The following is a 12,293-nucleotide window of genomic DNA, read 5'->3' as shown; positions in this document are numbered from 1 at the left end:
GTGAGCATTTGAGGGTGGGGGATCTTGCCGTGACCGAGCCGCAGCCGGTGATGGACCAGGCCGAGCAGGACCGGCTGGTCCGCCAGATCGGACGAGCACTACTGACCGTCGCCGGACAGGACTGGACCCAGCTACGCGCCGAGTATCGCGCGGCCGGCCGACACATCGAGGTCGACGTGTTCGTCAGTGGTCCGGACAACCAGCCGCGCCAGGTGCGCCCGCCGCAGGAGGTCGTCGACGGGCTCGGCAAGCTGCGCCAGGGCATGTACCGGCCAGGGCGCGGCACGTGGCTGTCCGCGCTCTACCAGCTGGACCCGCCGAGCACCTTCAACGCCGAGTTCGAACCCGACGAGGAGCCACGCTGGCGGCGCGTGCCACCGCCGATCGGGTTCGCGGACGAACTGCGCTTCTTCCCCCGGGAAGACGAGCACATCCCCGACTGGTTCCGGCAACGCGCCGGCCTCCCACCGGCCGAGGGCGAGCACCCAGCCGGACAGGCCGACCAGCGGTCCATGCCGACCCCGGCCAGTGGCCTCCGTCAGCCGGGGCACGCCACCCCACCTGGCGGCGTCCAACAACCCGGCAACCCCACCCCGGCGCACGGTTTTCCACCACCGGGCGGCGCCCAGTCCCCAGGCCACGCCAGCCCACCCGGCAGGACCCAACAACCAGGCCACGCCACCGGCCCAGGTGGCTTTCCACAACCGGGCCACGCCACCGGCCCGGGCGGCTTTCCACAACCGGCCAATGCCACGCCACCACGCGGCACCCAACAATCGGCATACCGCCACGGCGCCCCGCCGCCCCACCACAATGGCCGAACAACCTGAAATTGCCGGGAAATGGTTCGACCGCCCGGACGCCGTCGTGTCAGCGGGCTTCACCAGGGGGTTCGGTGCAGTGCACGCGTGGACTTCCCCAGGCATTGTTCGCGTCCTGACCCGCGCGGGTGTCGAACAGGGTTAGTCGGACGACCCCGGTGATGTCGAGATCGATGTGGACCGGGGCGTCGGTGATGGTCGCCTCGACAGCATGGATCTCGATGTCCTCGGCCTTGATGATGAACCGGCCGATACCAGCCGTGTGAGACGAGGCCGCGTCCTTGCCCACCCAGACCGACAGGCGGGTGCAGTGACCGCCGACAAGCCAGGTGCGGTTGTTGTCGGGGCTACTGGCGGAGGAGCTGTACGAGCCGCGGATGCTGTCGGGGAAGGGTTTCGCCCCGGTCCCGATGTTGATGGTGTTCACCGAGTCGTGGCCGTTGCCGAACGCGACGGACCGGTAGGCGGTCAGCTCGAACCAGCCCTCGGTGGTCCGGGGCGCCGGCTGGGGCTGGGTAGTGCCGCGCTCAGTGGTCGTGGGTGCCGCAGTGGTCTGATCGTCCTTGACGATCGTCGGTTCCGCGGCCTGAACCGGGGTGGTCTCGGACGGTGCCGACGTGGTGAAGTCGACTCCGCCGTCTCCGGTGCTGCCGGCGGCGCCTGCCTCGTTCGTGCTGAATATTCGACTGAAGAATCCGATGGTCCCGTCCACGTTGGCGAAGAAAGTCAGCAAGGTAGCCGCGACGGCAACTAATGCGATGTACCACTTCTTGTTCTTCTTACCACCCGTGGGCTCTGTCATGGGTGACAGTATCGATGCCACCCCTGGCATCCCGGTCGTCGGCCCCTGAAATCAATTTGATGAATTGCCGGTTGGAAAGTAAATTACGCCACGTCCGTTTTGTGAGCAGACACCGCTGCGGTCGTCAGCAATGCCACGCACTCCACGTGGTGGGTCATCGGGAAGGCGTCGAAAGCGCGCAATTCCACCAACTCGTACCCGAGTCCCGCGAACGTCGCCACGTCCCTGGCCAACGCCGCCGGATCGCACGCCACGTAGACCACCCGCCGCGCGCCACTGGCCGCGATGGCGCCCACCACGTCCCGCCCCGCGCCCTTCCTCGGCGGGTCGAGCACCACCACCGCGGGCGCCGGCGCCTCCCGCACCACGTCCGCCACCCGGCCGGCCACCACCTCGACCTGCGGCAGGTCCGCCAGGTTCGACGACGCCAGGTCCACCGCCTCGTCGACCGACTCGACCGCGATCACCCGGCCCCGCGCCCCCACCTGCGCCGCCAACACCGACGCGAACAACCCCACCCCGCTGTACAGGTCCCACGCGACCTCCCCCGGCGCCGCGTCCGACCAGGACTCGACGAGCTCCGCGTACATGTCCGCCGCGTCCGGGTGGGTCTGCCAGAAGCCGTCGGGCGCCACCTGCCATTGGCGGCGGGCGGCGAACTCGACCGGCTCGCCGCCGACCACCGGTTGGCCGTCCTCCACCACGTGCGTGTGCGCGGTCGCGTCGACGGCCACCGTCAGGGACGTGTTCGGCTTCCAGGTGCGGGCCACCACCTCGTCGACCGTCCCTGGCGCGGCTATGCGGCACTCGGTCACCGGGACGACCCGGTGACTTCGGTGGGCCAGGAAACCTGGCCGGCCGCGGCGGTCGACGGTCATCCGGCCGCGGGTTCGCCAGCCGAGCAGGCCGCCGGGCAGTTCCTCCACGGTCACCGGGACGGTGAGGCCCGCCAGGCGGGACAGTTGCTCGGACACGACGAACGCCTTCATGGCGCGTTGTTCGGGTCCGGACACGTGTTGCCAGTCACAGCCGCCGCACTGGCCGGGGCCGGAGAACGGGCAGGGGGCCGGGACCCGGCCCGGCGCCGGTTCCAGGACCGACACCGCGTCGGCGCGGCAGAACGAGCCGCCTCGGTCCTCGGTCACCAACGCGACCACGCGCTCGCCGGGCAACGTGTGGCGGACGAACACGACTCGACCGTCGTGGCGGGCGACGCAGTGGCCGCCGTGTGCCACCGCGCCGATTGTGGCCTCGAAACGGCGGCCGACCCAGGATGTCACCGTTTTGTGTCCTTTTCGGACAGTCCACGACGGATCGCGCCGGGGGCGACTCCGTCGCGGTCGCGTACTCGTTGCGCGGACGCCAGTTGCCAGGGCACGCTGGTCACCATCACCCCTGGCTGGAACAGCAGTCTTCCCTTGAGGCGCAACGCGCTCTGGTTGTGCAACAACTGCTCCCACCATCGACCAACCACGTACTCCGGAATATAGACCGTGACCACGTGGCGTGGGTTGTCGCCGCGCACCCGCCGCACATAGTCCAGTACCGGCTTGGTGATCTCCCGGTACGGCGACTCGATCACCTTGAGCGGCACCGAGAAATCCTCCTTCCCCCACTGGGACACCAGTTTCCTGGTGTCCGTGTCGTCAACGTTGACCGTGACCGCCTCCAGGACATCCGGTCGGGTGGCCCGCGCGTAGGCCAACGCCCGTCTGGTCGGCAGGTGCAGTTTGGACACCAGCACGATCACGTGGTTGCGCGACGGCAACGTCGTCTCCCGGTTCAACTCGGCCTCGCTCAGTTCGGCGGCCACCCGGTCGTAGTGCCGCCGGATCGCGGTCATCACCAGGTAGATCACCCCCATCGCGGCGATCGCGATCCACGCGCCCTTGACGAACTTGGTGATCAGCACGATCACCAGCACCGCGGCGGTCATGAACAGGCCGAACGAGTTGATCAGCTGCTTGTGCCGCATCTGTTTGCGCGCCGCCTGATCGGTCTCGTCGCGCAACAACCGGTTCCAGTGCCGGATCATGCCGCTCTGGCTCAGCACGAACGACACGAACACGCCGACGATGTAGAGCTGGATCAGCCTGGTCACCTCGGCGTCGAACGCGATCACCAGCACGACCGCGAACGCGGCCAGGCCGACGATGCCGTTGGAGAACGCCAGCCGATCACCCCGGGTGTGCAGTTGGCGCGGCAGATATCTGTCCTGCGCCAGAATCGAGCCCAGCACGGGGAAACCGTTGAACGCCGTGTTCGCGGCCAACACCAGGATCAGGCCGGTGAAGAAGATCACGTACCAGATCGCCGGGTCGAACCCGCTGAACACCGCGTTGGCCAACTGGGCCACCAACGTCTTCTGGTCGTAGTCCGCCGGCGCGTCGACCAACTGGTGTGCCGGGTCCTCGGCCAGCTTCGCACCGGTCACCCCGGCCAACATGACCAGCCCGGTGAACATCACGACCGACAGCACACCCATCATCAGCAACGTGGTGGCCGCGTTGCGGGACTTGGGTTTGCGGAACGCGGGCACGCCGTTGCTGATCGCCTCCACCCCGGTCAGCGCGGCGCTGCCGGAGGAGAACGCGCGCAACACCAGGAACACCAGCGCGAAGCCGGTGAGGTGGTCGCCCTCCTCCAACAGCTGGAAGTCCGCGCTCTCCGCCCGCACCTCGTCGCCAAGCAGGTACACCCTGGTCGCGCCCCAGATCACCATCGCCACGATGCCGGCGACGAACGCGTAGGTCGGGATCGCGAACAGGGTCCCCGACTCGCGCAGCCCGCGCAGGTTCATCGCGGTCAGGATCACGATCGCGCCGACCGCGAACTCCACCTTGTGGGTCGCCACGAACGGCAGCACCGAGCCGATGTTGGCCGCCGCCGACGAGATCGACACGGCCACGGTGAGCACGTAGTCGACCAGCAACGCGCTGGCCACCACCAGGCCCCAGCGCGGACCGTGGTTGACCGTGACCACCTCGTAGTCCCCGCCACCGGACGGGTAGGCATGCACGTTCTGCCGGTAGGAGGCCACCACGGTGACCATCACCAGCACCACCACCAGGCCGATCCACGGGGTGAACGCGTAGGCCGACACCCCGGCGATCGACAACGTCAGCAGGATCTCCTCCGGCGCGTACGCCACGGAGGACATCGGGTCGGAGGCGAACACCGGCAGCGCGACGCGCTTGGGCAACAATGTCTGCGACAGCCGGTCCGTGCGGAACGGCCGACCAACCAGTAGGCGTTTCGCCACCGATGCGAGCTTGGGCACGGGGGTGAAGCGTATGCGGTCAGGTCACCGGTTCGGCGTAGCCACGGGTAGGTTCTAGCCGGGTTCCGTCGACGGTGGGTCACGAGAGAAGGAGAGGCCTGGTCGTGCACGTGGTGATCATGGGCTGCGGGCGGGTCGGCTCGTCCCTCGCGGCCGCGGTCGAGCGGCTCGGCAACTCGGTGGCCGTGGTGGACAAGGACCAGCACGCCTTCCGGCGGCTGAGCACCGACTTCCACGGCCAGCAGGTCGTCGGCGGCGGCTTCGACCGCCGGGTGCTGATCAAGGCCGGCATCGAGCGGGCGGGCGCGTTCGCCGCGGTGTCCAGCGGGGACAACTCCAACATCATCTCCGCCAGGGTGGCCAGAGAGACCTTCGGCGTAGAGCACGTGGTCGCCAGGATCTACGACGCCAAGCGGGCCGAGGTCTACGAGCGGCTGGGCATCCCGACGGTCGCCACCGTGCCCTGGACCACCGACCGGCTGATGCGCACCCTGCTGCCCGACGGCGTCGCCTCCGCGTGGCGCGATCCCACCGGCAAGGTGGCCATCGTGCAGCTCCCGGTGCACGAGGGCTGGGTCGGCCACACGGTCGCCGCCCTCGAGGTGGCCACCGGCGCCCGGGTCGCGTTCATCATGCGCTTCGGCACCGGCGTGCTGCCCAACCCCAGGTCCGTCGTGCAGGCCGACGACCAGGTCTACGTCGCCGCCCTGTCCGGCACGATCAGCGACGCCAACGCCGCTGCCGGCCAACCGCCCGAGGAGGCGTCCTGATGCGGGTCGCGATCGCGGGAGCCGGCGCCGTCGGCCGGTCCATCGCCGCCGAACTGGTGGCCGGCGAGCACCAGGTGATGCTCATCGAACGGCTGGAGTCCCAGTTCGAGCCGCACACCGTCGAGCAGGCCGAGTGGGTGCTGGCCGACGCGTGTGAGCTGGCCTCGCTCGAGGACGCCGGCATGCAGCTGTGCGACGTGGTCATCGCGGCCACCGGCGACGACAAGGTCAACCTGGTGGTCGCGCTGCTGGCCAAGACGGTGTTCGCGGTGCGCCGGGTGGTGGCCAGGGTCAACGACCCGGCCAACGAGTGGCTGTTCAACGAGGCGTGGGGCGTGGACGTCGCGGTGTCCACGCCGAGGATGCTCGCCGCGATGGTCGAGGAGGCCGTGTCGGTCGGCGACCTGGTGCGCTTGCTGACCCTGCGGCAGGGCCAGGCCAACCTGGTCGAGCTGACCCTGCCGGAGGACACGCCGCTGGCCGGGCGCCCGGTCCGCGACGTGCACCTGCCCCGGGACGCCGCGCTGGTGACGATCCTGCGCGGCGGCCGGGTGATCGTGCCCCAGCCGGACGACCCCCTCGAGGCCGGCGACGAACTGCTGTTCGTGGCGTCGGCCAACGTGGAGGACGAGATCCGCGAGGCGCTCGGCTACTAAGCTACTGGGGCGGGAACCCCGGCGGCATGGTCATCGGGCGGCCGGCGCTCATGCCACCGTCGATCAGGACCGACGTGCCGGACAGGTAGCTGAACTCCGGGGAGGCCAGCGACACCACCGCGCTCGCCAGCTCCTCGGCCTCGCCCATGCGGGGCAGGCCGTAGACGTTCAGCGGGCCCCACGCCTCCTTGAACTGCGCCCACAGGTCGTCCGGGATGCCCGGCGGGCGGACCAGCCGGGTGTCGACCGTGCCGGGGTCGACCGAGAGGACCCGGATGCCCTTGGTGCCGTAGTCCAGCGCGGCCGCCTTGACCATGCCCTGCACCGCGCCCTTGCTCGCGGAGTAGACGGCGTGGCCGGCGCGGGTGTGCCAGGCCTGCGAGGACGCGGTGCAGATGATCACGCCGCCGCCCGCCCGGATCAGGTGCGGGACCTGGTACTTGATCGAGAGGAACACCCCGCGCGCGTTCGTCCGGTGCACGTCCTCCCACTCGTCGAGGGAGCTCTCGTGCAGCGGCTTGCCGAGGTGGATCCCGGCGTTGTTGAAGCCGATGTCCAGCCGGCCGTAGCGGCCGGCGACCCCGTCCATGAACGCCTGCACCTGCTCGGGCACCCGCACGTCGGCGCGCAGGTAGACCGCGTCGCCGCCGGCGCGGCGGATCTCCCGCTCGACCTCGCGGCCAAGCTCCTCCCTACGCCCGCAGAAGCCGACCTTCGCGCCCTCCCTGGCGAACGCGATCGCGGTGGCCCGCCCGATCCCCGACGTCCCGCCGGTGACCGCGACGACCTTCCCCCGGTAGCGGCCGGCGCCCCGGCCGGGTGCCGCCGCCGCGGCCGCGGTGCCGGGTGCCGCCGTGGCCGCGAGTGCCGCCAGGCCGGCAGCTGCCCCACCGATCACGGCCCGCCGGCCAACTTGGTCGCCCATGAGTAATCCTCCAAATGGATAGTCCTGCTATCTGCAAACAGACAGTAGAGCTATCTATCTGAGATCATTCTCAGCATGCGTGTCGCGGAGTTGAGCAGCCGAACGGGAGTTCCCATCCCGACGATCAAGTACTACCTACGGGAAGGCCTGCTCCCCGCCGGCGTGCTGACCAGCCCCAACCAGGCCCACTACGACGAGACGCACGTGCGCAGGCTGCGGCTGGTGCGGGCGTTGGTCGAGGTGGGCGGGCTGTCCATCGAGGCGACCCGCACGGTGCTGGCCAAGATCAGAGGCGCCGACGGCCCGCTGAACTCGATCGGCAAGGCGCAGTTCGCCATCGGCGCCCGGGTGGTGCCGCACGAGGACGCGGCCCACGCCGACGCCCTGCGCCGGGTGGACGAGCTGATCGAGCGGCGCGGCTGGCGGGTCCGCGCGTCCAACCCGGCCAGGGCGACCATGGCCGAGGCGCTGGCCTACCTGACCCGCCTCGGCCACCAGGACGCGCTGCCGCTGGTGGAGCGCTACGCGGACGCGGCGCAGGCGCTGGCCGAGCCCGAGGTCGCGCTGGTCACCGGCCGGCGCAACGTGGACGGCATGGCCGAGACCGCGGTCGTGCTGACCGTGCTCGGCGACGCGCTGCTCAGCGCGCTGCGCCGGATGGCCCAGGAGTCGGACGCCACGGACAGGCTCAGCTGACCTCCGGCGCCTCGCGGCCGCTGTACTTGGCCCGTAACTCGGCCTCCTCGTCGCGCTCCCGCGCGGCCTTGGCCGCCGCGGCGGCCTCGAGGTCCTTCTGCCGGTGTCCGGCGGCGCGCACCGCCCACACGGTCACCACCAGTGCCACCGCGGTCAGCGGGTAGCCCATGGCGAGCCGGGCGAAGCCGAGCCAGCCGGTCTGGTCCTCGTCGTAGAGCCACCGCTGCACGATGAACCGCGCGCCGAACACGACCACCCAGGTGAGGGTGGCGATGCTGTAGGCGCGCAGGGCCTTGCGGTCGGTGCGCCAGGCCATGCCGTGCCCGTTGAGGAAGGCCCAGATGACGCCGACCAGCGGCCAGCGCAGCAGGATCGACACCAGGAACACACTGCCGTACACCAGGCTGGCCCAGATGCCGAACAGGAAGAAGCCCTTGGCCGAGCCGGTGCGGTAGGCGATGAACGCGGCGATGGCGACGCCGAAGAAACCCGAGATCGCCGGCTGCAACGGCTCGCGGCGCACCAGCCGGAGCACGGTGATCGCCACCGCGCTGCCCAGCGCGCTCCAGATCGCCGGCGTGAGGCTGAACAGGGAGTTGATCAGGATGAAGACCAGCACCGGGACCGTGGAGTAGACCAGGCCGCTGATGCCGCCCATCTGCTCGAGCATGGTCGGCTGTTTCTCGGTGGTGGTGGAACTGTTCTCAGACTCGGTCATGTAGCCGTCTGCAACTCGTAGTAGGGGTTGTAGAGCACCTTCTGCCCATCCCGCAGCGCGATCCGGCCCTGTGCCTTGATCGTCCGGCCGGGCTCGATGCCCGGAATACGCCGTCGACCGAGCCAGACTAGTGTCACACCCTCCGTTCCGTCGAACAGCTCCGCCTCGAGTGTCGCCACCGCGTCGCGCGGGCTCAACTCAACAGTACGCAGCCGTCCCAGGACGGTGACCTCGTCGCCCGACCCGCAGTCGCACGCCTTGCGCGCGCCGAGCGCCTCGACGTTCTCCGACAGGTTCTCGGCGTCGAGCTCGTCGATATCGCTGGTCAAACGTTTGACCAGGCGGCGTAGCGGACCGCGACCGGCTCCGTTGCCCATACTGACGCTCCAGGTGACTGGGGCCGGCCCCGACTGTCTCCGACCCGTACAAAACCAGCGTAACCACGCACAGCAGCGCTGGGTGGAGGATCTGGCACGTGAATGTCTCGGTATGCCCGTTCGCCGCGGACAGGGCTCCACGGACCGCGATTATGCTGCCCGGCACCGGATCTGACGATGTCTTCGTCCGATCTGTGTTCGAGATCCCCCTGGCCGCGGTCGGCGTGGCGATCCGCGCGCCCGCCCCGGTGCCCGGCGACGAGCTCGCCGACGCCCATCTGGCCGCGCTCGACGAGGCGGCGCGCGACGAACCGGTGCTGGTCGGGGGCATCTCCTTCGGCGCGCACCTGGCCGCGGAGTGGGCGGTGGGCAACCCCGACCGGTGCGCGGGCCTGGTGCTCGCGCTGCCGGCCTGGCACGGCCTGCCGGGGGACGCGCCCGCGGCGACCTCCGCGCTCGCGTCCTCGGCGCAGGTGCGGCGGCTGGGCACCCCTGGCGCGCTCGACGACGTGGCCGCCTCGGCGCCGCCCTGGGTCGCCGAGGAGCTCGGCCGGGCGTGGCCGCGCTACGGCGACGGGCTGGCCGGCTCGCTCGAACTGGCCGCCGGCCGGGCGGCTCCGACGCTGGCTCAGCTGGCGACCCTGCCGGTGCCGGCCGGGATCGCGGCGTGCGTCGACGACCCGATCCACCCGGTCGCCGCCGCGCACGCGTGGGCAGGCGCGCTGCCCAGGGCCGCCGTGCGCACCACCCGGCTGGCGGTCGTCGGCCTCGACCAGCAGGCGCTCGGCCGGGCCGCGGTCCTCGCCTGGGTCGAGGCAGGCGGCCTGGTCACCTGATGCCCTGAATGAGGCATTCGGGACGTTGAGCGTCGCCAATGCCCCATTCAGGGCATGGCTAGGCGCGTTCGGCCACGACGAGTGCGCCGCCGAGGCCGATCATCGTCAGGCCGCTGGCCAGCCGCTCCCGGACCCGCCAGCGCGGGTCGCCCATGAGCCTGGCCGACAGCGCGCCGGCGAACAACGCCACCACCAGGTCGACGAACGCGGTCATGGCCACCACGATCAGCCCGAGCACCACGAACACCAGCGGCGCGGGCGCGGCCTCCTGGTGCACGAAGTGCGGCAGGAAGGCGAGGAAGAACAGCGCGGTCTTCGGGTTGAGCGCCTCCACGACGATGCCCTGCCGCAGCGCGCCCCGGCGACCGCCGCCGGACTCGACCGACACCGGCGGCTCGTCGCGGTCGAGCAGCGCGCGCACGCCCAGATAGACCAGATACGCCGCGCCGGCGAGCTTGACCACGGTGAAGGCCGTCGCCGAGGCCGCCAGGATCGCGGACAGCCCGAACGCCGCGGCCAGCACGTGCGCCAGCGCGCCGATGCTGTTGCCGATCACCGACCGCACCCCGTCGGCCCGGCCGCCGCGCAGGCTGCGGGCCAGTACATAGAGCACACCCGGCCCCGGCAGGACGGCGAGCAGGGCCGCCGCGCCGAGGAACACGAGCCATTCGGCGGCAGTCGGCATGGGTCAGCTCGTCGGCTGGTTCTGGTTGCGGATGTGCGCGGCGACCGCGGGCGGCAGTTGCAACGGCAGCGGCATGCCGACCGGCATCGGGATGGTGCCGCGCACCACGACCGTGCCGCGGACCAGCTCGTACAGCGCGGCGGCGGCGTTCTCCACCCGCTCGGCCGGTGACGAGGCCACCGCCCGCAGCATCCACCTCGGGCCGTCCACCCCGAGGAACCGCAGCACCTCGCCGGGGAAGTGCACCACCAGCTCCTGGCCCCACGAACCGGCGAGACTGCGCACGTCCGCGCCCTTGTCCCGCATGTCCTTGGCCAGGTCGCCGCACCACTCCTCGCGCCACAGCGCGTTGGAGCGCGGCGCGGCGAACACGCTGACGGTGATCACGCACAGCTCGGGGATGATGAGGTAGACCTCGCTGGCGGTGCCATCGGGGTTCATCTTCACCTTGAGCTCCGACGAGCCCGTCGACACCGGCACCCGCAGCGCGCCCAGGTCCAGGCGCGGCACGCCGTCACGGGGAGCGTCCTCGACGTCGTAGGGGCCGGCGTCGTCGAACAGGTCGCCGCCGACCTCGCCGTCCTCGGGGATCTCGTCGTCGTAGGCCTCGCCGCGATCGTCGTCGTACTCGTCGTCAAGCTCGGGTGTCTCGTCGTCGAGGTCCCGCTTGCGCCGTCCGAACAGTCCCAATTGACCTACTCCTCCGCCGCAGCGGTCCTGGACCCGGTCAGCACCGAGTGTCCACCGGTCGACCCGTAACCTCCGGCGCCTCTGCTCGACTCGCCCAACTCGTCCACCTCGCGGAACACCGCGTGTTCGACGCGCTGGACCACGAGCTGGGCGATCCGGTCCCCCCGCCGCAGTTCGACGGGTGTCCGCGGATCGTGGTTGATCAGGCAGATCCGGATCTCGCCACGGTAACCGGAATCAATGGTGCCCGGCGTGTTGATCACGCTCAGCCCCACCCTGGCGGCGAGCCCGGACCGCGGATGTACGAACCCCGCGTGGCCGTCGGGCAACGCGACCGCGATACCGGTGCCGACGGTCACCCGTTCCCCGGGCGCGATGGTCACGTCCGAGGTGGTCACCAGGTCGGCACCCGCGTCTCCTGGTCGCGCGTAGGACGGGATGGGCACACCCGGGTCGAGCCGGGTCAGCAGGACCTCCACGCTGGGCACGAGCGGCGAGACTACCCTGGCGATGTGAGCGACACTTCCCCCGGTGCGGACCCTGGCGCGAACGTCGACACCGGTATCGACACCGGTCCGGCCCAGTCCCCATCGGCGCCGACGTACGCCGAACGGCTGTACGTGACGTGGTACTGGTGGCTGCCGCCGTTGCTCGCCGCCGGGCTGCTCGCCGCGGAGGTCCACCTGGGGTACCCGGGTGTGCGGGCCTGGCTGCCGTATGTGGTGCTGCTGCCGATCACCGCGCTGCTGATCCACCGCGTCGGCCGGACCAGGGTCGCGGTCGCCGACGGCGAGCTGTGGGTGGGCGAGGCGCATCTGCCCCTGGAACACGTTGGCGAGATCCAGGTGGTGGACGCCAAGACCAAACGCAAGGTTCTCGGCCCGCACCTGGACCCCGCCGCCTATGTGCTGCACCGGGGCTGGGTCGGTCCGGTGGTTCGGTTGCGGCAGACCGACCCGGACGACCCGACCCCGTACTGGGTTTTCAGCACGCGGCACCCCGACCGGCTGGTCGAGGCACTGCGCGAGCGCTGAACG

At 70.6% G+C, this 12,293-nt stretch carries 15 protein-coding genes; 6 read left to right on the top strand and 9 right to left on the bottom strand.

The window, feature by feature from the left end:
• The first annotated feature begins 29 nt into the window (after window positions 1–29).
• A complete protein-coding gene (locus ACYVIP_RS38770) occupies window positions 30–830 on the top strand; it encodes a hypothetical protein (RefSeq protein ID WP_460405775.1) in 801 nt (266 codons plus the stop codon).
• A gap of 40 nt (window positions 831–870) precedes the next feature.
• On the opposite strand, the gene ACYVIP_RS38765 is transcribed toward ACYVIP_RS38770, so the two are convergent.
• From ACYVIP_RS38765 to ACYVIP_RS38755, 3 genes are all read right to left on the bottom strand, one after another.
• On the bottom strand, window positions 871–1,623 hold the full coding sequence (locus ACYVIP_RS38765) for an NPCBM/NEW2 domain-containing protein (RefSeq protein ID WP_460405773.1): 753 nt from the start codon (window positions 1,621–1,623) through the stop codon (window positions 871–873).
• An 83-nt stretch (window positions 1,624–1,706) separates the two neighbouring features.
• On the bottom strand, window positions 1,707–2,903 hold the full coding sequence (locus tag ACYVIP_RS38760) for a class I SAM-dependent RNA methyltransferase (RefSeq protein WP_460405771.1): 1,197 nt from the start codon (window positions 2,901–2,903) through the stop codon (window positions 1,707–1,709).
• The gene (locus ACYVIP_RS38755; RefSeq protein ID WP_460405769.1) at window positions 2,900–4,903 is read right to left on the bottom strand and encodes an APC family permease; all 2,004 of its coding nucleotides are present in this window, start codon (window positions 4,901–4,903) and stop codon (window positions 2,900–2,902) included. Before ACYVIP_RS38755 ends, ACYVIP_RS38760 begins: the two co-directional genes overlap by 4 nt.
• Window positions 4,904–5,007: 104 nt before the next feature.
• Between ACYVIP_RS38755 and ACYVIP_RS38750 the strand changes: the two genes are divergently transcribed.
• A complete protein-coding gene (locus ACYVIP_RS38750) occupies window positions 5,008–5,673 on the top strand; it encodes a potassium channel family protein (RefSeq protein WP_460405767.1) in 666 nt (221 codons plus the stop codon).
• Window positions 5,673–6,329, top strand: a complete 657-nt coding sequence (locus ACYVIP_RS38745; protein WP_460405765.1) for a potassium channel family protein — start codon at window positions 5,673–5,675, stop codon at window positions 6,327–6,329. The genes ACYVIP_RS38750 and ACYVIP_RS38745 overlap by 1 nt, the downstream gene beginning before the upstream one ends.
• 1 nt (window position 6,330) lies before the next feature.
• Here the strand turns inward: ACYVIP_RS38745 and ACYVIP_RS38740 are convergent, their stop codons facing one another.
• Entirely contained in the window at window positions 6,331–7,254 is a 924-nt protein-coding gene (locus tag ACYVIP_RS38740; protein WP_460405763.1) for an SDR family NAD(P)-dependent oxidoreductase, read from the bottom strand.
• 75 nt (window positions 7,255–7,329) lie between these two features.
• Here ACYVIP_RS38740 and ACYVIP_RS38735 point away from each other — a divergent pair, with 75 nt between their 5' ends.
• Window positions 7,330–7,950: a MerR family transcriptional regulator gene (locus tag ACYVIP_RS38735; RefSeq protein WP_460405761.1), complete on the top strand. Its 621-nt coding sequence runs from the start codon at window positions 7,330–7,332 to the stop codon at window positions 7,948–7,950.
• Here the strand turns inward: ACYVIP_RS38735 and ACYVIP_RS38730 are convergent.
• Together ACYVIP_RS38730 and ACYVIP_RS38725 are read right to left on the bottom strand one after the other, a co-directional pair.
• Entirely contained in the window at window positions 7,943–8,668 is a 726-nt protein-coding gene (locus ACYVIP_RS38730; RefSeq protein WP_460405759.1) for a DUF3159 domain-containing protein, read from the bottom strand. The genes ACYVIP_RS38735 and ACYVIP_RS38730 overlap by 8 nt on opposite strands.
• Window positions 8,665–9,045, bottom strand: coding sequence for an OB-fold nucleic acid binding domain-containing protein (locus tag ACYVIP_RS38725; RefSeq protein WP_460405757.1), 381 nt, complete (start codon window positions 9,043–9,045; stop codon window positions 8,665–8,667). The genes ACYVIP_RS38730 and ACYVIP_RS38725 overlap by 4 nt, the downstream gene beginning before the upstream one ends.
• A 194-nt stretch (window positions 9,046–9,239) precedes the next feature.
• Here ACYVIP_RS38725 and ACYVIP_RS38720 point away from each other — a divergent pair, with 194 nt between their 5' ends.
• Window positions 9,240–9,881 (top strand): alpha/beta fold hydrolase, encoded by a 642-nt coding sequence (locus ACYVIP_RS38720; protein WP_460405755.1) that lies wholly within the window; start codon window positions 9,240–9,242, stop codon window positions 9,879–9,881.
• 58 nt (window positions 9,882–9,939) lie between these two features.
• Here the strand turns inward: ACYVIP_RS38720 and ACYVIP_RS38715 are convergent, their stop codons facing one another.
• Genes ACYVIP_RS38715 through dut form a run of 3 tightly spaced genes read right to left on the bottom strand, consistent with a single transcriptional unit; the run spans window position 9,940 to window position 11,744 of the window.
• On the bottom strand, window positions 9,940–10,566 hold the full coding sequence (locus ACYVIP_RS38715) for a LysE family translocator (protein WP_460405753.1): 627 nt from the start codon (window positions 10,564–10,566) through the stop codon (window positions 9,940–9,942).
• 3 nt (window positions 10,567–10,569) lie between these two features.
• The gene (locus ACYVIP_RS38710) at window positions 10,570–11,256 is read right to left on the bottom strand and encodes a DUF3710 domain-containing protein (protein WP_460405751.1); all 687 of its coding nucleotides are present in this window, start codon (window positions 11,254–11,256) and stop codon (window positions 10,570–10,572) included.
• 5 nt (window positions 11,257–11,261) lie between these two features.
• A complete protein-coding gene (gene dut / locus ACYVIP_RS38705; RefSeq protein WP_460405749.1) occupies window positions 11,262–11,744 on the bottom strand; it encodes a dUTP diphosphatase in 483 nt (160 codons plus the stop codon).
• A 75-nt stretch (window positions 11,745–11,819) separates the two neighbouring features.
• Between dut and ACYVIP_RS38700 the strand changes: the two genes are divergently transcribed.
• A complete protein-coding gene (locus ACYVIP_RS38700; protein ID WP_460405819.1) occupies window positions 11,820–12,290 on the top strand; it encodes a DUF3093 domain-containing protein in 471 nt (156 codons plus the stop codon).
• Window positions 12,291–12,293 lie beyond the last annotated feature (3 nt).

Source organism: Actinophytocola sediminis, assembly GCF_054779715.1.
Note: the sequence above shows the minus strand (reverse complement) of the source record. Positions and strands in the feature narration are given on the sequence as shown.